We start from the raw sequence: 456 nt of genomic DNA, 5'->3' as shown, positions 1-456 counted from the left end.
GGATCCGGCACAAGAAGCGCATTTGAGGAAATCCTCGATGTGGCCGACGCCTGCAAATACAGCAATGAATTAGACAGCACCGGCGCAGTTATGGCAAAGGTTGCTTCCACTCCCGGTTCTATCGGCTACGTTTCCTTAGACGTTCTGGACGATACGGTTAAGACCTTAAAGCTGGATGGAACAGAAGCAACTCCTGAAAATATCAAAGCCGGATCTTATTTCTTAAGCCGTCCGTTCGTTATGGCAACCAAAGGAGAAATTTCCGAGCAGAACGACCTGGTAAAAGCATTATTCGACTACATCTACTCCGATGAAGGCACCGAATTAGTAAAATCCGTTGGTTTAATCCCGGCAAACTAAAAGCCCGACGGCTGAAACAGACATCATAAAAAGGGACGTAGCAGGGTAACAGACACTACGTTCCTTTTATCCGCATAAATGAAAGGAGCCATCTTA

General features: G+C 46.3%; 1 protein-coding gene. It reads left to right on the top strand.

Annotation, left to right across the window (positions count from 1 at the left end):
• Positions 1 to 360, top strand: a 360-nt coding sequence (locus NE664_13910; GenBank protein MCQ4727729.1) for a substrate-binding domain-containing protein, incomplete at its 5' end; no start/stop codon positions are given.
• Positions 361 to 456 lie beyond the last annotated feature (96 nt).

Origin of the sequence: Anaerotignum faecicola (genome assembly GCA_024460105.1) — a bacterium.
Classification (GTDB): domain Bacteria; phylum Bacillota; class Clostridia; order Lachnospirales; family Anaerotignaceae; genus JANFXS01.
The sequence above is the reverse complement of the archived record's forward strand: the minus strand, read 5'-3'. Positions and strand labels throughout refer to the sequence as shown.